Origin of the sequence: Vibrio sp. MACH09, from assembly GCF_033238805.1 — a bacterium.
Lineage (GTDB): Bacteria > Pseudomonadota > Gammaproteobacteria > Enterobacterales > Vibrionaceae > Vibrio.
Map to the genome: position 1 here is coordinate 1,248,044 of NZ_BSFZ01000002.1, position 20,202 is coordinate 1,268,245.

General features: G+C 42.1%; 16 protein-coding genes. 14 read left to right on the top strand and 2 right to left on the bottom strand.

What is annotated here, in order from left to right:
• The first annotated feature begins 5 nt into the window (after positions 1-5).
• The 11 genes from CHJ_RS20705 (at position 6) to CHJ_RS20755 (ending at position 15,654) form a co-directional block, all read left to right on the top strand.
• On the top strand, positions 6-1,385 hold the full coding sequence (locus CHJ_RS20705; RefSeq protein ID WP_317918867.1) for an SLC13 family permease: 1,380 nt from the start codon (positions 6-8) through the stop codon (positions 1,383-1,385).
• Positions 1,386-1,607: 222 nt separating this feature from the next.
• Positions 1,608-2,510 carry a LysR family transcriptional regulator gene (locus CHJ_RS20710; protein ID WP_171753636.1) on the top strand — a complete coding sequence of 301 codons (903 nt, stop codon included), beginning with the start codon at positions 1,608-1,610 and terminating at the stop codon, positions 2,508-2,510.
• 536 nt (positions 2,511-3,046) lie between these two features.
• Complete coding sequence (locus CHJ_RS20715) at positions 3,047-4,537, top strand: DASS family sodium-coupled anion symporter (RefSeq protein ID WP_171753635.1); 1,491 nt, start codon at positions 3,047-3,049, stop codon at positions 4,535-4,537.
• A 178-nt stretch (positions 4,538-4,715) separates the two neighbouring features.
• A complete protein-coding gene (frdA, locus tag CHJ_RS20720; RefSeq protein WP_171755329.1) occupies positions 4,716-6,560 on the top strand; it encodes a fumarate reductase (quinol) flavoprotein subunit in 1,845 nt (614 codons plus the stop codon).
• Positions 6,560-7,300: a succinate dehydrogenase/fumarate reductase iron-sulfur subunit gene (locus CHJ_RS20725; RefSeq protein ID WP_171755328.1), complete on the top strand. Its 741-nt coding sequence runs from the start codon at positions 6,560-6,562 to the stop codon at positions 7,298-7,300. Before frdA ends, CHJ_RS20725 begins: the two co-directional genes overlap by 1 nt.
• A 3-nt stretch (positions 7,301-7,303) precedes the next feature.
• Positions 7,304-7,687: a fumarate reductase subunit FrdC gene (gene frdC, locus CHJ_RS20730; protein ID WP_171755327.1), complete on the top strand. Its 384-nt coding sequence runs from the start codon at positions 7,304-7,306 to the stop codon at positions 7,685-7,687.
• A gap of 10 nt (positions 7,688-7,697) precedes the next feature.
• Complete coding sequence (gene frdD / locus CHJ_RS20735; RefSeq protein WP_317918868.1) at positions 7,698-8,060, top strand: fumarate reductase subunit FrdD; 363 nt, start codon at positions 7,698-7,700, stop codon at positions 8,058-8,060.
• 510 nt (positions 8,061-8,570) lie between these two features.
• The gene (locus CHJ_RS20740) at positions 8,571-10,016 is read left to right on the top strand and encodes an adenylosuccinate lyase family protein (RefSeq protein WP_317918869.1); all 1,446 of its coding nucleotides are present in this window, start codon (positions 8,571-8,573) and stop codon (positions 10,014-10,016) included.
• Between the two features lie 141 nt (positions 10,017-10,157).
• The gene (locus tag CHJ_RS20745; RefSeq protein WP_317918870.1) at positions 10,158-11,657 is read left to right on the top strand and encodes a tripartite tricarboxylate transporter permease; all 1,500 of its coding nucleotides are present in this window, start codon (positions 10,158-10,160) and stop codon (positions 11,655-11,657) included.
• 196 nt (positions 11,658-11,853) lie between these two features.
• Positions 11,854-13,554, top strand: a complete 1,701-nt coding sequence (locus CHJ_RS20750; RefSeq protein WP_317918871.1) for a GGDEF domain-containing phosphodiesterase — start codon at positions 11,854-11,856, stop codon at positions 13,552-13,554.
• A 192-nt stretch (positions 13,555-13,746) separates the two neighbouring features.
• The gene (locus tag CHJ_RS20755) at positions 13,747-15,654 is read left to right on the top strand and encodes a methyl-accepting chemotaxis protein (protein WP_317918872.1); all 1,908 of its coding nucleotides are present in this window, start codon (positions 13,747-13,749) and stop codon (positions 15,652-15,654) included.
• A gap of 411 nt (positions 15,655-16,065) precedes the next feature.
• Here CHJ_RS20755 and CHJ_RS20760 read toward each other — a convergent pair whose 3' ends face one another.
• Positions 16,066-16,602: a hypothetical protein gene (locus CHJ_RS20760; protein ID WP_171755154.1), complete on the bottom strand. Its 537-nt coding sequence runs from the start codon at positions 16,600-16,602 to the stop codon at positions 16,066-16,068.
• A 421-nt stretch (positions 16,603-17,023) separates the two neighbouring features.
• Here CHJ_RS20760 and modA point away from each other — a divergent pair, with 421 nt between their 5' ends.
• From modA to modC, 3 genes are read left to right on the top strand one after another with little or no spacing between them, the layout of a single operon-like run.
• Positions 17,024-17,776, top strand: coding sequence for a molybdate ABC transporter substrate-binding protein (gene modA / locus CHJ_RS20765; protein WP_171755155.1), 753 nt, complete (start codon positions 17,024-17,026; stop codon positions 17,774-17,776).
• Positions 17,777-17,808: 32 nt separating this feature from the next.
• On the top strand, positions 17,809-18,504 hold the full coding sequence (gene modB, locus CHJ_RS20770; RefSeq protein WP_317918873.1) for a molybdate ABC transporter permease subunit: 696 nt from the start codon (positions 17,809-17,811) through the stop codon (positions 18,502-18,504).
• Positions 18,501-19,619: a molybdenum ABC transporter ATP-binding protein ModC gene (modC, locus tag CHJ_RS20775; RefSeq protein WP_317918874.1), complete on the top strand. Its 1,119-nt coding sequence runs from the start codon at positions 18,501-18,503 to the stop codon at positions 19,617-19,619. Before modB ends, modC begins: the two co-directional genes overlap by 4 nt.
• Before the next feature lie 46 nt (positions 19,620-19,665).
• Here modC and trxC read toward each other — a convergent pair whose 3' ends face one another.
• Complete coding sequence (gene trxC, locus CHJ_RS20780; RefSeq protein WP_317918875.1) at positions 19,666-20,100, bottom strand: thioredoxin TrxC; 435 nt, start codon at positions 20,098-20,100, stop codon at positions 19,666-19,668.
• Positions 20,101-20,202 lie beyond the last annotated feature (102 nt).

Below are 20,202 nucleotides of genomic sequence, written 5' to 3' on the forward strand. Positions count from 1 at the left end.
TGCCTATGTCTGCGCACAGCCTTACTATAAATAACCAAGAACGAACGGGAATAAATAAAAAAACCATAATATTTTTTTTAGATGTATTGCTCTTTATTTTACTACTAAATTTTTTACCATTTGAAGAAAATATAGTAACAGGTTTAAGTCTGTTAATTTTTATTGCGATACTTTGGCTTACTGAAGCGATTGATGTGAGTATGTCAGCAATATTGGTTCCTATTCTAGCGGTTGTTCTTGGGGTTTTTGATACAGCAAAAGCCCTAAGCAGTTTTTCTGATCCAATTATATTTCTGTTCCTCGCCGGATTTGCTTTGGCTGCGGCGCTTCACCGCCAAGGATTAGACCAAGCGATTGCAAATAAGGTCTTAGTCATAGCGAAGGGGCGTATGTCGGTGGCAACGTTAATGTTGTTTGGCGTGACAGCTGTCCTATCTATGTGGATCAGCAACACCGCAACCACGGCAATGATGCTACCTATGGTGCTTGGCATACTGCAAAAGGTAAATGCAGAGAAAGAGAGGAATACCTATGTTTTTGTTTTATTGGGAATAGCGTATTGTGCCAGTATTGGCGGTATTGCTACCATTGTAGGCAGTCCACCAAACGCAATTGCAGCCGCTGAAGTTGGACTGAGCTTTACTGAGTGGATGAGCTATGGCGTGCCGATGACAATTGTGCTGTTGCCATTGTCGGTGTTTATTCTCTATATCAAACTAAAACCTAACCTAAACCACACCTTCGAGATAAAGAGCGATGAGTTAGTGTGGAACAATCAGAAAAAAATCACCTTAGTTATCTTTGTGATTACTGTTTTGCTATGGATGTTCAGTAAACCGATCAATGCCATGTTAGGCGGTGTAAGCAAGTTAGATACTTTAGTTGCGGTGTCAGCAATGATAATGCTTGGCGTATCTAGAGTGGTTGAGTGGAAGGACATTGAGAGATCCACAGACTGGGGCGTTCTGATGTTGTTTGGCGGCGGTATATGTTTAAGCAACGTATTAAAAACCTCTGGTACCAGTCTATTTCTGGCTCATAGTTTGAGTGATTTTTTAAGCTCTGCTGGACTAATGATAACGATAATCTCGGTGGTGGCTTTTGTTGTATTCCTTACTGAATTCGCTAGTAACACTGCTAGTGCAGCGTTATTGGTTCCTGTGTTTGCTTCTATTGCTGAAGCTATGGGTGTATCTCCTGTAATTTTATCCGCGTTAATTGCTGTGTCGGCTTCTTGCGCATTTATGCTACCTGTCGCCACACCGCCCAATGCAATCGTATTTGGTTCTGGGTACATTACTCAGTCTGACATGATGAGAACAGGTTTTATTCTTAACATCGTCTGTATTATCGCTATTAGTATTCTTTCCTATTTATTGTGGTAACAGAGTCATAAATTGCCGATTGCCATTGAGCTAGTGTCACACAACGGCAACACAGAATTGTAGTGTTGCCGTTGTGCTTTACGCTTTATATAGAAAAACTAGCAAAATAGATGATGGTGGTCATGCTGTTAGTAATTGTATACGACGTATTGATCCTGTTTATGATTAACTTAATAGGTATCTCTACCTCTACTATCCAGACATAATATTGAGTAATCCGCGATGAACTTAAAGTCTTTACAAATATTCGCTACCATAATGAAGCAAGGTTCCCTTGCAAAAGCGGCAGATCATCACTGTCTTAGTGAGTCTGCAGCAAGTCGCCAAATTAGCCAACTGGAAGGTCAAATTGGTTTTAAACTGTTTTCAAGGGAAAAAAGAAATTTAAAACCTACTGCTAAAGGTGATGAGTTCTATAAAGAAATTCGCCGTATCTTATACGGACTCGATGAAATCCCCGATATCGTCGAAGATATAAAACGTACTGATAAAACTCAGCTTAGAGTTATTGGTATCCCGAGATTAGTACGCCATATTATCTCTCCTGCGGTGGCGCAGATCTGCCAGCAACATCAAGATGCTAAGATCCATGTTGATATTCAAGCTATGCGCACGCTAGAAAAGTGGGTGGCCGGTTTTCAATTTAATATTGGATTAGGCAGAGTACCGGCTGAACACCCAGCTATAGTGACAAAGACTTTTTGTTCATTGCCGACGGTGGTCATTCTTCCGTATAACCATCCACTATCAAAGCGCTCAGAACTCACGTTGGCTGAGCTTGATGACTTGCCTCTCATTACTTTAATCAATGACACATTTTTAGCACAGAACATAGCCAATCTATTCCATGCAGAAGGTCGACCCATCAAACCTGTGGTAGAGGTCGCCAGCTCATTTCACGCATGCAGCATTGTAGCTTCAGGTTATGGTTTTACATTAGGTGATCCTTTAGCTGCTCATAGTATGGGAGAAAATAGCGTATCAATTGTTCCTTTGAAAACTGATTTTCGATTTGATTTTGCTTTCTTTGAGCCGAAGGATTTCGAATTGAGTGAAGCAACAAAAATATTTAAACAACAAATAGAGGTGGTTTCTAAAGAGTACTGCACTAAATACGGTTATTAACCTCTAACTAATGAATAAAAAATGCTCTTTCTTAAGGGCATTTTTTATATTATGACGACCTCGATATCTCTTATCTAAAAAAGCCTGCCAACGATCACATCGTTCTATTTATTAAATTATATATCATAGCAATTGCAATCCATTTATAGCTACTTAAATAGCAAAAATTTATGCGGTTCTTAATATATGAAATATGCGCTGAATCGCAAAATTATAAATCTATGTTGTAAGTCACAATGTAAATATAAAGTTTTCATCTTTGTAATATACAAAATGACACAAGGTAAGTTGTTATGTAACCTGTTGTTTTTGTTTGCTTTACATTCCATTTATTTTGTGTGGTTATGTTAACGAAATGCTGTGAAAAAGTATAGATGCAAATAGCGCAACTGTACTTGGTTTAATTGAAATTGTTGAAAGTATCACTCGGGTTTATGTTTGCGTTAGATGATATGCATATGTCACTAACAAAAACAAAATAGAAGCCAGTAGCTCTTTTCTGGCGGTTTAATTTATTTAACCTGGATGCTAGAACTATGAATCAGACTGTAGCAAAACCAACACCGGGAAATATACTTCGCAATAGTCAAGATAGCGAACCATTTATTGTCGCGAAAACTATTCCTCTCGCGCTAATTATTATAATTAGCATTGTCATGTGGCAATTTACTCCTCCTGCTGGATTAGAGTTGCCCGCATACCACACAGCCATCATCTTTATTGCAACCATAGCCGCGATTGTGGCGAATGTACTGCCGACAGGTGCAGTAGCAGTAATTAGCCTAGCGGTATACGCAGTAACCAGACCTGGCGGTGAAGCCGGCGCGAAACAAGCAATAATCAGCTCACTAAGCCATTTTGATAACGCCCTTATCTGGTTGATTATTATTGCCTTTATGATAGCGCGAGCATTTACTAAAACAGGACTAGGGCGTCGTATTGCTCTGTTATTGCTAAGTAAATTTGGTAAATCTTCATTAAGAGTCGCGTACTGTCTAGGTATTGCTGATTTTCTTATTGCACCAGCAACACCAAGTAATACAGCTCGATCTGCCATTGTATCGCCTATTGCTGACTCGCTAGCTAAGACCATCAATAAGTCAGATAAAAAACTGGGTAAGTACTTAATCTCGAGCGCCAGTGCGATGAATGATGCGTCTGCTATCGGTTTTCAAACTGGCTTTGCAGGAAACCTTGCGCTAGTAGGCATCGCTTCTACTGTTGCCGGTATTACATTAACCTTCGCGGACTGGGCGCTTTATTTGCTACTTCCTGCGTTATGTTTGCTGCTAGTTACACCTTATGTGCTGTATCGCGTTATTTCACCAGAAACAAAAGAGACACCAGAAGCGCCGGAATTCGCCAAGGGTGAGTTGAAGAAAATGGGTGCGATGACTTTAAGTGAGTGGAAGTTAGTCAGTGTATTTGTTGGACTCATTGTTATGTGGGTTGGCGGAAAAACTTTAGGACTACACTCAACTACGTCGGCATTTGTAGGGCTATCAGCATTGCTGCTAATGGGCGTATTAAGCTGGAATGATATCAAGTCGGAAAAAGGCGCTTGGGATACATTGATCTGGTTTGCTGTACTGATGGGAATGGCGAGTAAGCTAAAAACATTAGGCTTTACGGGCTGGGTGGGTAACCTTGTCTCTGATGCACTAGCTAGTGGCATGGGTGATGCGAGTGCCACTATGTTCTTAGTCGCTATGATGGGTTTCTACCTATTTACAGCTTACTTCTTTGCATCTGGAACCGCTAAGGTTGTGGCACTTGGTCCTGTAATTATTGGCGCGTTGATGGGATTGGGTGTATCACCACTTATTTCTGTATTGGCCGTCGCGGGTATTACAAACCTAGGTTGTAACTTGAGTACTTATAGCCACGCACGTAACCCGTTACTTATTGGCTACGGTTACCATACCGATAGCGAATGGATGAAGACAGGCTTAGTTATTTCCATTAGTGGTGCCATTCTCTTTATGATTGTTGGCCTTATCTGGTGGAATGTACTGGGTATTATGTAACCGATTTTACAAATTCTTATAATAATAAAATACAGACTCATACTTTTGCCGACATTGCCCCAACGACTTTGTCGGCTTTTTTGAGAACACAATATTCGTTGAATAAATATACATACGCTCATTTTGCCGTTTTATATTCATAAGAACCAAAAACAATTAAATACACTGGAGGATAACTGTGAAAACCATAACCACAGATATCGCGGTCATCGGCGCTGGCGGCGCCGGTCTTCGTACTGCTATCGCAGCGGCTGAAGCCAACCCCGATTTAGAGATTGCTCTTATCTCTAAAGTATACCCTATGCGCTCGCACACGGTTGCAGCCGAAGGGGGCTCTGCTGCCGTCATCAAAGATGAAGATAGCTTAGACAACCACTTTAACGACACCGTTGGCGGGGGTGACTGGCTTTGCGAACAAAATGTTGTTGAGTATTTCGTCGAAAATGCCACTCGCGAAATGATTCAAATGGAACAATGGGGTTGCCCATGGAGCCGTAAAGAGAATGGCGACGTCAATGTTCGTCGATTCGGCGGCATGAAGGTAGAGCGTACTTGGTTTGCCGCGGATAAAACCGGCTTCCATATGCTGCACACCTTGTTCCAGACGTCCATCAAATACCAGCAAATCAACCGCTTTGACGAGTATTTCGTGGTGGATTTATTGGTGGAAGAGGACGAAGTACAAGGTCTTATCGCCATTCACATGTCAGAGGGTGAGTTAGTCACCATTAAAGCCAAATCTGTGGTTCTGGCGACAGGCGGTGCGGGTCGTGTTTATAACACCAACACCAATGGTGGCATTGTGACCGGTGATGGTATGGCATTGGCTTATCGCCATGGCGTGCCACTTCGTGACATGGAGTTTGTCCAGTATCACCCAACGGGGTTACCGGGCACCGGCATTTTGATGACCGAAGGGTGTCGTGGCGAAGGGGGCATCATCGTCAATAAAGACGGTTACCGTTACCTACAAGACTACGGCATGGGGCCTGAAACCCCTGTGGGCGAGCCAAAGAACAAATACATGGAGCTGGGACCGCGAGACAAAGTGTCACAAGCGTTCTGGCATGAGCAGCAAAAAGGCAACACCATCGACCACCCTCTGGGTGATGTGGTGCACCTAGACTTGACTCATCTTGGCGAAGAGTATCTGCAAGAGCGTCTGCCTTTCATCTGTGAATTAGCTAAAGCGTACGTTAACGTTGACCCGGCTAAAGAGCCGATTCCAATTCGTCCAACGGTTCACTACACCATGGGCGGCATTGAAACTGACCCAACGTGTGAAACCAAGATTAAAGGTCTGTTTGCCGTGGGTGAATGTGCCTCTTCAGGTTTACATGGTGCTAACCGTCTTGGCTCCAACTCACTGGCTGAGTTTGTGGTGTTTGGTCGTGTTGCCGGTGAGCATGCGGTGAAACGCGCGGAAGCTTTTAAAGGGTGGAATGATGTCTCCATCGCTAAGCAAGTTGACGCCGTTGAAGCGCGTATTCAGGCATTGCTTAATCAGCAAGGGGATGAAAACTGGGCCACCATTCGCACAGAAATGGGCGCCAGCATGGAATCGGGCTGTGGTATCTACCGCCGTGAAGATTTACTGCAAGAGACCATTGCCAAACTGACCGAGCTAAAAGCACGTTATAAAAACATCAGCATCAAAGACAAAGGCAAGGTATTCAATACCGACCTTCTGTACGCCATTGAAATTGGTTATGGACTGGAAGTGGCCGAAGCCATGGCACACTCTGCCATTCTTCGTCGTGAGTCACGTGGTGCGCACCAACGTTTAGATGAAGGCTGTACCGAGCGTGATGATGTGAACTACCTAAAACACTCACTGGCGCATTTCAATGAAGATGCTCCACCAAGCATCGATTACAGTGACGTTATCATCACCAAATCTCAACCGAAAGCCCGTTTGTATGGTGAGGCTGCGGAGAAAGCCGCTGCGCAAGAAGCGCAAGAAGCTCTTGTCGAAAAAGAAAAGACAGAGAAGGCCGCTAACGAAGCACAGGAGCAGAAATAATGTCCACAACTCGTATTCAAAAAATCGACATTCTGCGTTATGACCCTGAGAAAGATGCTCAGCCATACACGCAGACATTTGAAGTACCGTTTGATGACACCATGTCACTGCTGGATGCACTGGGGTACATCAAAGACCACCTAGACAAAGACTTAAGCTATCGCTGGTCTTGTCGTATGGCCATCTGTGGCTCATGCGGCATGATGGTCAATAACTACCCGAAATTGGCGTGTAAGACTTTCTTGCGAGATTACCCAGATGGCCTGCTCATTGAGCCACTGGCAAACTTCCCAATAGAGAAAGATTTGATTGTAGATATGACGCCGTTTATCGAACGTCTTGAAGCGCTCAAACCTTACATCATTGGCAACGACCGAACTCCGGAAGATGGGCCAAACAACCAAACCCCAGAGCAGATGGCAAAATACAAGCAGTTCGCCGCCTGTATTAACTGTGGCTTATGCTACGCCGCTTGTCCGCAATTTGGTTTGAACCCTGAGTTTTTGGGGCCTGCGGCTATCTCCTTAGCGCACCGTTATAACCTCGACAGCCGTGACAACGGCAAAGCTGAGCGAATGGAGCTGCTTAATGGTGAAAACGGCGTATGGGGCTGTACTTTTGTGGGCTTCTGCTCCGAAGTGTGTCCGAAGAACGTCGACCCAGCCGCTGCGGTCAACCAAGGGAAGATAGAGTCGTCCAAAGACTTTGTCATTGCCATGTTAACCCCACAGGAGGACTAAGGAATGAGTAACCGTAAACCTTATGTTCGCACAATGAATGCCACATGGTGGCAAAAAAGCAGCTTCTATCGTTTCTATATGTTACGCGAAGCAACGGTATTGCCGCTGATTTTATTTACCCTGTTCTTAACGTTTGGCTTAGGCAGCTTGGTGAAAGGGCCGGAATCATGGCAGGCGTGGTTAAGCTTTATGAGCAACCCTGTTGTTGTGGCCATCAATATCGTGGCACTGGCGGGCAGTCTTTTCCATGCACACACCTTCTTTGGCATGATGCCTCAGGTAATGCCGATTCGCATTAAAGGTAAGTTGCTGGATAAGAAAGTCATTGTATTGAGCCAGTGGGCGGCTGTTGCAGCCATTTCACTGATTGTACTCATCATCGTATAAGGAGCTTATTGTGGTAGATAAACATCCAAAACGTTCAGACGAGCCGGTATGGTGGGGTCTGTTTGGTGCTGGCGGCAGCTGGTTTGCAATGATAACGCCAGTAACCGTATTGGTACTGGGCATTCTTGTTCCATTAGGGGTGATTGATGCTGAAGCGATGAGTTACGAGCGCGTGGCAAGCTTTGTAAAAAGCTTTTTCGGTGTGCTGTTCTTGATTGCAACGATCTCCTTACCTATGTGGCACTCAATGCACAGATTGCACCACGGTATGCATGACTTAAAAATCCATGCCGGGTTAGCGGGTAAAGTCGTTTGCTATACGACCGCTGGAATTTTCAGTGCGTTATCGATTATTTTGATCTACATGATCTAGCAGTACAGCTTGATCGACTGAAAAAGTAGACTCAATGATGCAAAACAGGCTAGGGCTCGGTTCCTAGCCTGTTTTGTTAGTGACTTTTGTTCATTAAGTGCTCTCTACAACATGAGCAGAAGAATATGGTCAAAAATAGCGAACACAAAGAGCGGTATAATCAATGAAAAAAGATCAACATCCCATTGTTGATTATTTGTCGAATGGGACTCATAAACCCACTGCTTACTCAGTTCTCATTCTCTTCCAAGTCAGGCAAATAAACTTATTATTTATCAGTACATTAGAGTGTTACTTGTGAAATAAGTAACGTGACGCAATGCTGTAAAGTTAACTCTTCCAATTTTTGCAATGGTCCTTCCGTTAATTCAAATTGTTCTAACAGACAGCTTGGTTTAGTTTCAATTCATAATTTGAGTGATTGAAACTCGCTACAAAGTTAACCCAGATTAATATGAGCAATTCAGTTTCAATCACATGGCAATCATTAAATAGTAATGTGAGACAACTATGAAAACGACAATGACCAAAGTAGCACTTGTTGTGCTATGTGCTATATCCACCGCTCCTGCTTCATTTGCTAAATCCACAGAAGCAACAACTTCTCATGAATCTGTCAGCGTATTTGAATCCGCTGTATATGGTGATTTGTTTGGTACTGCAGAAATGCGCTCAGTATTTAGTGACAAGGCTATGGTTAACCAATGGATTAACGTTGAGATGGCGTTAGCGAAATCTCAGTCCAAAGTGGGCATTATTCCTTTATCTGCGTATCAATCGATCAAAGCGGCTGGTGAGAAAGTCACTATAGACTACGCAACCCTTAAAAAGGGCACTAATAAAGTTGGTCGTGGTATCAAGCCGCTACTCAAACAGTTAAAGAAAGCGGGTGACAAAAATGTATCTGGCTACTTACATTTTGGTAGTACGACTCAAGACATCATGGATACCGCAACGGCACTACAAGTGAAAAATGGTAGTGAACTCATTCGCGTAGAAATGGTAGAACTGGCCAATCAAATTGCCGTTCTAGCAGATCAGCACAAGAATACGGTTATGATTGCACGCTCCAATGGACAAGATGCGGTTCCAACGACCTTTGGTTTGCACTTAACAACCTATTTGATGGAGCTGGTTCGAAATATTGATCGACTAGATGAAGCCTCATCTCGTTTGACCGCTCAAATTGGTAGTACGGTTGGAACTTTGGCCCCATATGGCGATAAAGGTCTGGCATTACAAAAAGTGTTTGCTGATGAGTTAGGGTTAGCTGCTCCAATTGCGCCATGGAACCCAAGCAGGGATGTTTTTGCTGAGATGGTTCAAACGTTAGCAATGGTTGATGCTACGTTAGGTCGAGTCGCGGTAGATATTAATAATCTTGGACGCACTCAGATTAATGAAGTTAAAGAGGGTGAGAGCGGGGCAAGTAGTACTATGCCTCAGAAGCGTAACCCTAGAGCATCGGAATTCATGGGTGGATTTAACCGCATGGGTAAGATGTACAATGCGGCATCTTTAGACATTATGAGCCATACCGATACTCGTCAAGGATCGCCTTGGATATTGGAGTGGAGCATTATTCCTGAGTCATTCATGGTGACATCGGCCTCACTTGAAAGAGCACAGCGTATGTTTGCCAAGTTACTGGTTAATGAGCAACAGATGCTAGACAACTTTGCATCAGCCAGCTTCTATTCTATGTCTGAAGCATTGATGAATAAACTCACTGAAAAAGTCGGCCGTTCGGATGCATACTCTATAGTTAAAAAAGCGATTAAAGCCGCGAAACCTGAAGATACATTAAGTGACGTGGCGAATAATAGTGTAGAAATAAATAAGCACTTAACCAGCGAAGAGATTAAAGCAGTATTAAAACCTGAAAACTATTTAGGATCTTCCGCAAAAATTGTTGAACGAAGTGTTGAATTTGTTCAAAACAACTATAAACGTTAATAGTGAAAATAAGTTTTAATTAATACTAACTAAAGCGGATACGAGTTTTGTATCCGCTCTGTTGTTAATAAAAACGACAGTGTATTGATAACAATGTTCAAATCAGGACAAAGCGATCTAGAGATGAGACAGTAATTGAGCATGGATTTAATATCGTTTGATTATACGGCAATGTTGTCGGGATTATTATTGGTACTAGACATTGAGCTGATTATGACCGTGATAGTTGCGGTATGCGTAGGGTTAGTATTTGGAGCCATGCCCGGAATTACTACTTCTCTATGTTTAACACTCTTTTTTCCTATCGCGTTAAGTCTATCAACATCATCCGGCTTTATGCTGCTACTCACCTTGTACTCAAGCACCATTGTAGGTGCCGGTGCAATGGCGATACTGTTCAATATTCCAGGTAACCCGGGAGCGATAGCCTCCACATTTGATGGTTATCCCATGTCATGTAGTGGTAAAAGCTATTTAGCATTAGGGATTCACTTATTTTCTTCTACTGCAGGTAGCCTCATTAGTTGGTTACTGATCTTGGCGTTTTTTGTTCCTTTAAGTTATTTTGCCAGCAAATTAGGCAGTACAGATGTACTGTTTATTACGCTTTTAGTGATTGTGTTAGTCGGTATTATGGGACAAGGTCAACTGATCAAATCATTCTTTTCTGGGCTGCTAGGGCTAATGATTTCGGTCAATAATGTTCCGTTTAATCAAGGGGAACCGGTTGATATTCTGTTTATCACTTATGGTGATACCTTGCCGTTAGTGATTATCTTGGTTGGACTGTTTTCTGCTCCAGAGCTGTACAAACTGTCGAGGAAAAAAACGCTCCTTCAGTCTGAACAGAACTTTGAAGAGACAAGCTATCGACAACTTTTTAATACCAGCAAAATTTTATTCACCAACAAAATGACAGTTACAAGAGCATCTATTACGGGTTTAATTGTCGGTTTATTACCTTCTGCTGGTGCCGCATTATCGTCGATGACGGCTTACTTTATTGAGAAAAAAGCCAACAAAAATCAAGCTAACTTTGGTCACGGAGAGGTGGCTGGGGTTATCGCTCCGGAGAGTGCTAACAACGCTTCAGTTGCCGGTTCCATGTTGGTTTTGTTGCTGCTTGGTATTCCGGGAAGCAACTCTTCTGCGGTTATTTTTGGTTATCTAATCGAGAAGGGAGTACCAATCGGTAATCAATTATATGAGGCTCAGTCTGCGGTAATATATGCGGTTATCTTTGGTGGCATATTGAGTACCATCATTCTGGCTGCGGTTTCGTTTTCTGTTGCACCGTATATCGCAAGATTGGTGAATTTAAACAATCGACTGCTTCTACCTATATTGATATCCCTAGTCTGTTTTAGTGCTTATTTTTATCGCGGCTATATGGGGGACGTTATCATCTTATGTCTTTTTGGTGTGGTTGGTTTTGTGATGAACAAATATAAGTTTCCGGTAATAAGCTTAGTGTTAGGACTGTTTTTAGGTAAGCAGTTCGTTAAAGGCATAGAAGATGTTCAAGCCAGTTTACTTTCGGGGCATTTCTCCCTATTTGATAAGCCTTTTTCCCTTGTTCTCGCTACTATCATTCTGTTTCTTCTTTTCAAACACTGTATCAAGTGGAGACCTAACCGTTAGTACGCTGTCGGCTAATTCCATCAACTAATCCGAACCTAAATATGACCTCTGGCGCAATGCAATGTGGTATTGATTCTATAAATATAATGAGTTTTATTACTAATAGTATTAAACTGTAAAGAGTTTTTAAGTATTCAGTAATATAGTAACGCGTGATATTGATAGAGTTAAAAACATCATGTGGTGACGGAGTAGTATGACAAAACACAGTCCATCAGAAGCACTAGTTCAACGTCTTTTCGGCGTATTTGATGCATCTAATGAAGGCCTCTGGTTTATGAGTGTCGATGGTGAAGTGACTTTCTATAACCCTACCTTTTATAAGCAGTTTGATCTGGATATAGAAAACGCTACATTAGATGATTGGTTGCAGCTCGTTCACCCTCTTGATCGTAAAAAAATGGACAGTGCTGTAAAACAACACTTTGAGTATGAAGAGCGAGTAACGTCTCAGTATAGAATTAAAACTGAAACAGGACGTTATATCTGGATACAAGGGACAGGTGTTGTTAAATCGGACAATGGTCGGGAATATATGGTAGGCAGCCATAAAGACATTTCTGATCAAAAGCTGATGGAAGAGTACCTCTATCAAGCGGCTTATTTTGATAATTTTACCGGCTTATATAACCGCAAAAAGTTAATCGTAGATATAGATGAAACGAATTGCGCCAATAAAACCATCTTGTACATCAGTATTGCCGACATCAAATCTTATATAAACCAATATGGCGACAGTATCCTAGATGATGTCGCCAATCATGTTATTGGCAGTTTTAATGCGTTTTCTAATTATGATTGTCATTTCTATCGAGTGGGCACGGATGAGTTTGCCGTTTTGCTAAATGAAGAGTTAACCGATCAAGAAATCGCTTTGCTCTGTTCAAACTGCATCGAAAAATATCATCAATTGTCGGAAGAAGATGGTTTACTGTACGGCGATGAAATGAGTTTGGGTGTCTATCGTTTTGTACCAAGTGAAATGCCAGCTCAGCGTGTATTACGTTGGGCGTCAAGAACGTGTGAGTATGCAAAAGCTCGCCTAGATCAACGTTGGATTATCTGTGATGACAGTGTTGAATCTAAGGTTGAACGTTATTTCTATATTGAACGTGAACTTAAGCAGGCAATCGCAGCGAAAGCTCTGTCGGTGAAGTATCAACCGATTGTTTCGGTATCTCAGCAAAAGGTGTTGAGTTTTGAGGCTTTGGTACGCTGGAATAGTGACGAGTTAGGTGAAATCTATCCTGATGAATTTATTCCTATCGCGGAGAAAAAAGGGCTGATATTTGATCTTGGTTGCGTAGTGTTAGAGAAAGCTTGTCAGTTTATTAACGCATACAACCAAAGCCATAGTGAACCGATCCGAGTCAATGTGAATGTATCCGTTTTGCAGTTGCTCAATAGTAATTTTATTCAGTCTGTAGAATCGATTATCGCCAAGTTCAATGTGCCAAAGAGTTGGGTCGTATTAGAGTTAACCGAGACGGTTTTGCTTGATGGTGTCGTGAGAGCCAAATCTCAACTGCAAGAATTGCGACAGCTAGGCTATAACATTGCGCTGGATGATTTTGGCGCGGGTTATAGTTCGTTGAACAGCTTCTTTAACCTTCCGCTTGATCAGATCAAAATCGACCGCACTATGACATTAAGCGCGATGGATGCGAATGAGCCATTAGATTATCTTAAATTTCTATTAAAAATGTGCAGCGATAACAGTGTCAGTGTGGTTGTTGAAGGTATAGAAACGGAAGAGATGATAGTGCGATTAGTTGAGGCGGGAATGGATAACTTGCAAGGTTATTGGTTCTCTCGACCCCTTACAGAACAAGATGCCTTAAACTTAGATATTGATTGGCAAAAAATGCGCTTTGCCATTATGAGATTAAGTGAATAACAACTGAATTAGTAATATATAAATAACTAAAGGCTAAAATTGTGATGATTTTAGCCTTTTTTCTATTGAACTTTCAGCTAATGTGCTTCAAGTCGATTTACTCAAAAAATATCAACACATTTACCCCGTGAATTTGTAAAGTAGAAACCTACGTCCATACTTAATAAATGTTGTTATCAATAGGGATTTTTTATGAAGAACATTGGATTTAAGAACTTACTTTTAATGTCTATTCTTGCTTTAGTAGCATTGTCGGTCTCCATTTCGAACTATCTTTCTTATTCTAAGGAATCGGAACTAATCACTAAAATGATTACGCAGTCTACGGCGGGCTATGTACAAAATCAGGCAAAGTTAGTGGAGATACAACTTGGTGAAAAAGTTGGGGCAATTGGTAAGCTTGCTGGTCAGTTTAAAAATAAAAAGATTGAAGGTTCTCCAGAGCAAATTATTGAATTAACGAAAATGGTGGCAAATGCTGCCAACCTTAACAGTGCCGTTATCGCATTTGAAAACGGTGATGCGTATTGGAACCAAGCTACGCCGACATGGCCCAATAATAAATTAGATGGTGATGCAACAGAAAGAGGCTGGTATCAAGCAGCATTTAAATCAAACGGAACCTCAGTAACAGAGCCTTATGGCGGTTCAGATGGCGGTGATTACTGGATCAGTATTGTAGAGAAAACTTTTGGTGGCATGATTTCGGTAGATATGAAGCTGGATTTTCTCAGTGGCATGGTTGAAAAAGCCACGGATATACCGGGTTCAACGGCAATCATCATGAATGCAGATACCACTATTCTTGCTTCCTCTTCTCCTGCATTAAAAGGGGGGCAAAAAGGCAATGCTATTGCGTCACTAAAAGATGTGCTCACCAATACAACTAAGCAAGAGAGTTCTATACAAGAGTATGTGTTAAATGACGTAGAGAAAATGATGTTCTCTGAGCGGATTAAGGTTGGTGATAAAAACTGGTATTTTGTTATTGGTTTAGATAAATCCGTGGCGTTTACCGAGCTTGAAGACGCGAAGGTCGGCGCTATTCTCACCTCTACTATTGCGTCAGTAGTCAGTATTATTTTGGCCTTCTTTGTTATTCAGTTCCTATATCGCCCAATACTTGAGCTGAAGAAAACCATCATTGGTTTGTCTCAAGGAGATGGCGATTTAACGCAACGACTAGAAGTACGAACTAAAGATGATCTTGGCCAAATTGCGGGAGGTGTTAACGAGTTTATCGCCAGTTTGCAGAAAATGTTGCTGGAAATTCAAAGCGCATCAATGCAGTTACAGAGTAATGTTGAAGGGCTGAAAGATAAATCGATGCGCAATGCGTCTATCCTAGAAAGTCATGTTTCAGAAACGGAACAGATTGTTGCCGCAATCGAAGAGATGAATGCCACCGCAGATGCAATGGCAACAGACGCGGCGAATACCGCTCAGTTGACGCAAAAAGCCAATGACGCAAGTGGTATTTCTCAAACGACGGTGCATCAGGCACAAGATACGGTAACCGCGCTTGTTGAGGATGTAGACTCTACGGCAAGTAATGTACAAAACATGAGTGATGAAACCGATGGCATTAATGAAATATTGAGTGTGATTGGTGATATTGCAGAACAAACTAACTTGCTGGCACTAAATGCTGCGATAGAAGCGGCGCGTGCCGGAGAACAGGGGCGAGGTTTTGCCGTTGTTGCCGATGAAGTGCGTAACTTAGCCAGTAGAACCAAAGATAGCACGGAAGAAATTGAAGCGGCTCTGGGCAGTTTGTTAAAAGGAAACCACTCGGTTGTGGAAGCAATGGATAGCACCAAGGAGCGCTGTCAAAAAACCGCTGATGGAATGGGTCAAGTAACAGAAAGTTTAGAAACTATGACTCAGTTTGTTGGCGATATAAACGACTTAAGTACTCAAATTGCGACGGCGGCAGAAGAGCAGAGTAGCGTAACGCAAGAAGTCAGCCGTAATATGTCGGCCATCAGTGAGATTGTTGGAGAGCTGGATACCAATGGTAAAGAGGCTCTGTCGGAATCTGAAAATATTGCCACTGTAAACCACCAGCTAATTGATATTGTTGGTCGCTTTAAACTGTAAGTGACGAAATGTTGACGCTAAGTTCAATTCGCTGGACTTAGCAACATAAAATGCGCCTACACTGATAGCAAATGAATGTACTATCAGTGTAGGCGATGTCATTTTTGTGCTAAAACCCGCCCAATCCACCATTAAGCAAGACTGAAATATCAGGCCATCCCTTCGGTCGTCCTGTTGAAAAGGTATTGATCTCTTATTGCGCCTTTAGTCTCAATAAGCCTTGTATCTCAATCACCTTTCTATCTCGATAAGCATTCTATCTAAATAACTATAAGCATTGCGGCCATGGTAGTGAAATAGCGATTGTGGGTTATGATCTTTAATGGCTGGAGTTATTACTCTAATGGCGTTAAAGAACAAAAAAAAGCAGCGACCAAAATGGCGCTGCTAAAAGCAGTATTATGAAACGGTTTAGTACTGGAATCGGGCTTGCATTCTAATTTGGTTGCCGTATACGCCACCATTTAATATTGAAGCGCCCAATACCAATTGTTGAGTTGAATGAAAACGGCCACCGAGTTCCCAAACGGTGTGACTCTCATCACCGTCAAGTAATTGACCAATTTTGCCATGCATTTCGATACCTTCAATAAACCAAATTCGAGTACCGATGTTGATTTCTGGAAGGATATCTTCTCCTAGAATATTACCGGAATCTTCTTTGACATTATGAAGTAGCATTTGACCTGTCATGTCGGCAAATTGACCCATTGGGCCGTTAAAACCAACACCGGCAGCGATATCGTAGTCCCCATCAAACTTACTTTCAGCTTTGGCAACAAAGTGAGCATTTTCCATAAATTGCATGTTAAACGCGCCACCAAAAGACGTTGGCCCGCCGCCAATATTAATGTCTATAGAGTTGTAGCTAAAGTTATTGGCGTAAGCATTACCGGCAGTCATTGCCAGTGCGGATAATAAAGCGATATGACGAGCTTTGCGAAACATGGAAACTCCATTAAAAAAGTAAACTGATTTATTAATGCAATATATAGGCCAAGTATTATAAATTCGAATGAGTTAAACAAGCATAAGATCGGCTCTAATGCTTTCTTTTTTAATAGATAACGAAGATAGGGAGGTTAACTGCACAGTAATCTCTTCGTGAAAGGTGTTCACCTCACTATGTTCAGTTTGAACCGAGGTGAGATTGGAGCAAAAGATAGCACTAAAATTTGTTTAATGACGGAATTTTGTCGCGACCAGATAGGAAGCTTATAAAAGGTGGTTATAACAATTTGTGGTTAAAGCTTCAGCAAACGGAGAGTAAACTTTAACAAACGCAATAAAAATCGTGAAACTTGCCTAAGTTATTGAACAGATATACATGTTATATTGCGGGATTAGCCATTGTTGTAGCACTGAAATCATGTCTTATATTATTCGTTTCTTTACCATTACATTTGCGATAACTCTCTCTTGTTCACTTTTTGCAGCAGAAAAAATTCGCGTATATGCTGCTGCGTCAATGACTAATGTGGTGAGTGAAGTCATTCAGCGATACAAACAGAGTACAGGCAACGAGGTTGTTGCTATCTATGCGGGTTCGTCTTCTCTGGCCAGACAGATAGAAAAAGGGGCACCCGCAGATATCTATATTTCGGCCAACAGCAAATGGGTCGACTATTTAATAAGCAAAAACTTGGTGATAAATAATCGCAGCGAAGTAATTGCGCATAATCAACTGGTATTGGTCACACCAACCAGCATGGCGCAGTCGCCATTTTCATTAGCTGATGGTGCGGCGTGGCGTGAACTTCTTGCTAATGACCGATTAGCGGTTGGACAAGTAGAGTCAGTTCCTGCCGGTATTTATGCTAAACAGGCGTTAAGCCATCTTGACGTTTGGGATGACGTTAAGGATAGAACAGCGCCTACTAATTCGGTTCGGGTTGCTCTTGCGTTAGTTGAGCGAGCGGAAGCCGTGGTTGGTATCGTCTATAAAACGGATGCATTGATAAGTAAAAAAGTCGATATTCTCTCTACCTTTCCTTCTGACAGCCATACTCCAATAGAGTATCCAATGGTAATATTATCCGATTCTTCTCAAGCGGCAGAGTTTGCCAGCTTTATAACAACTGATGAAGCAAAAGAGATTTTTAATCACTATGGTTTTAACTAGAAGTAGATATTTTCATCGAGCTGGAGTTCACCGTGTCTGAGTTTGAACTACAAGCACTTTATTTAAGTTTAAAAGTAGCAACTACCGCAGTGATCGGGTTGTTACCTATCGGAATATTCTTTGCTTGGTTGCTCGCTAAGAAGCAATTTTTTGCTAAGCAACTGCTCGATAGCCTTATCCATTTACCGTTAGTATTACCTCCCGTTGTTATCGGCTATCTGCTGCTTGTTGTTATGGGAAAACAGGGGGTGATTGGCGGGTTTTTGTCTCACTACTTAGGTATTTCGTTTAGTTTTAGCTGGAAAGGGGCGGCGCTAGCCTCCGCTGTTGTTGCGTTACCCTTAATGGTAAGGGCAATTAGGCTCAGTTTGGAAAGCGTCGATGTTAAGTTAGAGCAAGCGGCAAGAACTTTAGGCGCTTCTTCGTTTAAGGTGTTTTATACCATTACCTTACCACTGACATTGCCCGGTATCGTGACGGGGACGATGTTGTCTTTTGCCAGAAGTTTAGGAGAGTTTGGTGCAACAATTAGCTTTGTGTCCAATATCCCGGGAGAGACCCAAACTTTACCTCTAGCTATGTATACTTTTATTGAAACCCCTGGCGCAGAAGAGAGTGCCGCGAGACTCTGTGTTATCTCTATCATTGTTGCTCTACTCTCTCTATTTGCGTCAGAGTGGCTAACTCGCAGAACACAAAAAAGATTAGGATATGGTAAGTCAAGATGATCGAAATTCGCCTTAAACATCAACTTGGTGATATCAAACTGAACGTGGATGTGACCATTCCTTCTTCTGGAATTACTGCGATCTTTGGTCGCTCTGGATCGGGCAAGACCTCTTTCATTAATGCTATCTCCGGACTGATTACGCCCGATTCAGGAAAAATTGTTCTAAATGAGACGGTGTTATTTGATAGCGATAAAGGACTTAACAGAGCGATTGAAAAGCGCAATTTAGGTTATGTCTTTCAAGACTCTCGTCTGTTTCCTCACTACAGCGTGGAAGGGAATCTACTCTATGGTGTGAAAGGTGAGTTAGATAAAAGCAACTTTAGACACATTATTGAGTTGCTGAACCTTTCTCATCTGTTGTCACGATATCCGGTTGATCTCTCTGGCGGTGAGAAGCAACGGGTTGCCATTGCAAGGGCTCTGCTTTCTACTCCGGATATACTGCTGATGGATGAGCCATTGGCCTCTTTAGACTTGCCACGTAAAAAAGAGGTGATGCCGTTTCTGGAAAAGCTATCAACGGAAGTCAATATCCCAATACTGTATGTCACTCATAGCCTGAGTGAGATATTAAGATTAGCTGACCAAATGATAGTGCTAGATGAAGGGCGGGTTTTAGCCTGTGATCGTTTAGAGAAATTGTGGGGATCAAGTGTATTAAGGCCATGGCAGGCTTTTTCTGAACAGAGTTCTCTGTTTGAAGCGAGAGTCACCAGACATCATAAACAGTATGCCTTATCTGAAGTGTCACTGAATGACCATATTGGTTTGTGGGTGCAGAAAATCGACGGGGAGATAGGTAGCGAAATTCGTCTACAAATTCGAGCGAATGATGTGTCGATAAACTTGCAGCATTCCACAACGACGTCGATTCGGAATATTCTTCCTGCGATCATTAAAAAAATTGAACAACATGATAGTCATGGCAAGCAAAATGTTTCTGTGCAATTAGAGTTACAGACAAACAGTTATTTGTGGGCCAATATTACGCCTTGGGCATTAGACGAACTGGCGTTGCAAGAAGGGCAAAAAGTGTACGCGCAGATTAAAGGGGTAAGCGTTGCTCAACGAGACATGACATTTAAGCCAATGGCTCACCCCGACAATTAATCCGATAACGACCACCAGTTGATATCATCATTTTCAATGACAGGAACTACTTATTTAATGATTGGTTTAACCACTGATCAAACTGACTTTTAGGTAGTGCACCATTAATTGAGTCTACACGCTGGCCATTTACAAACACCATCACGGTAGGAATGCTGCGAATTTGGTATTGTGCCGCCAGTTGCTGTTGAGCTTCGGTATCAATTTTCACAAAACGCATTTCGCCTTTTCGTTCTTCGGCCACTTGGCTAAATACTGGTGCAAATCCCACACAAGGGTTACACCACGGCGCCCAAAAATCGATGACGATGGGAAGTTCACTTTTAAGTAATGACGGTAAATTATCAGTCGTTCCTTCAATCGCTACTCCATCAAACAGTGCCGCTTTACATTTACCACAAGTCGCATGGCTAGAGACTCGTTGCAGAGGAACGCGATTCATTCCTTTGCAAGTAGTACAGCGTGAGTTAAATTGGCTCATTATTGGTTCCTATTTTTGTAGCGTGAATGACGCTGAGAGAGACTAAGCGTAGTTAATCTGTTTACATATACCCATATATAATAACGAATGTAGCCAAAAACA

Excerpts from the sequence above, each read along its gene's own strand:
- CHJ_RS20740 (WP_317918869.1), top strand. The coding sequence starts at position 8,571 with ATGAAAACGACAATGACCAAAGTAGCACTTGTTGTGCTATGTGCTATA.
- modA (WP_171755155.1), top strand. The coding sequence starts at position 17,024 with ATGTCTTATATTATTCGTTTCTTTACCATTACATTTGCGATAACTCTC.
- CHJ_RS20745 (WP_317918870.1), top strand. The coding sequence starts at position 10,158 with ATGGATTTAATATCGTTTGATTATACGGCAATGTTGTCGGGATTATTA.
- trxC (WP_317918875.1), bottom strand. The coding sequence starts at position 20,100 with ATGAGCCAATTTAACTCACGCTGTACTACTTGCAAAGGAATGAATCGC.
- CHJ_RS20725 (WP_171755328.1), top strand. The coding sequence starts at position 6,560 with ATGTCCACAACTCGTATTCAAAAAATCGACATTCTGCGTTATGACCCT.
- CHJ_RS20710 (WP_171753636.1), top strand. The coding sequence starts at position 1,608 with ATGAACTTAAAGTCTTTACAAATATTCGCTACCATAATGAAGCAAGGT.
- CHJ_RS20715 (WP_171753635.1), top strand. The coding sequence starts at position 3,047 with ATGAATCAGACTGTAGCAAAACCAACACCGGGAAATATACTTCGCAAT.
- CHJ_RS20750 (WP_317918871.1), top strand. The coding sequence starts at position 11,854 with ATGACAAAACACAGTCCATCAGAAGCACTAGTTCAACGTCTTTTCGGC.
- CHJ_RS20755 (WP_317918872.1), top strand. The coding sequence starts at position 13,747 with ATGAAGAACATTGGATTTAAGAACTTACTTTTAATGTCTATTCTTGCT.
- CHJ_RS20760 (WP_171755154.1), bottom strand. The coding sequence starts at position 16,602 with ATGTTTCGCAAAGCTCGTCATATCGCTTTATTATCCGCACTGGCAATG.
- CHJ_RS20705 (WP_317918867.1), top strand. The coding sequence starts at position 6 with ATGTCTGCGCACAGCCTTACTATAAATAACCAAGAACGAACGGGAATA.
- frdC (WP_171755327.1), top strand. The coding sequence starts at position 7,304 with ATGAGTAACCGTAAACCTTATGTTCGCACAATGAATGCCACATGGTGG.
- modC (WP_317918874.1), top strand. The coding sequence starts at position 18,501 with ATGATCGAAATTCGCCTTAAACATCAACTTGGTGATATCAAACTGAAC.